This window comes from Vibrio sp. 03_296 (assembly GCF_002265885.1).
In genome coordinates this window covers 1-565 of sequence record NZ_NPKW01000527.1, presented here as the reverse complement: position 1 = coordinate 565, position 565 = coordinate 1, and the positions used below count along the sequence as shown (strand labels likewise).

The 565-nt window shown below is 45.1% G+C and carries 1 pseudogene; it reads right to left on the bottom strand.

Annotation, left to right across the window (positions count from 1 at the left end):
- Positions 1 to 435, bottom strand: a pseudogene (locus tag CIK04_RS25940) (cation:proton antiporter); the annotation flags it as partial.
- Positions 436 to 565: the final 130 nt, after the last annotated feature.

The window sequence follows — 565 nt, the reverse complement described above, 5'->3', positions numbered from 1 at the left end:
CCAATCGCTAACGTGCCGTAAGTGGCGTTCATTTCGCCTTTTTCTTGTAATGATTTCACGGCAAAAACGGTACTGGAGAAGGAGAGTGCGAAGGCAAGCAAGACTAGGTGGCCAGTTTCCATCTCTGCCAGAGAAGAAATCCCGAGAAATTTTAGTCCAACAAACGCTGCGGTAAACAGTAATGTCGACAGAAGGTTATGAGCGGTCGCTCCTGCCCATATCTCTTTAGAGAGTAGGGTTTGATTTCCAGTTTAACCAATGGTAAAGAGCAGTAGTGTCACCCCAAGATCGGCGAGTGTGGTGATCGTTAGATTACTTTCAAACCAAATGACATGCAGCGCAAACCGCAAGCAGAAAACCGACAAGTGGAGGTAAGTTGCACTTTAGTGCTAAAAAGCCCGCCACAAAAGCGGTGGTTATCAAAATTATTTCCATGGTGCGCGCGTGACTTCCTTCAGATGTAAAAAGGGCTGTGTAAACACAGCCCAATTGTAACCTATGTAACTGGTTGATTGACAGGTGCTTTATTCACCCAACAACTTTTGTAACAAAACACCATTGAGCA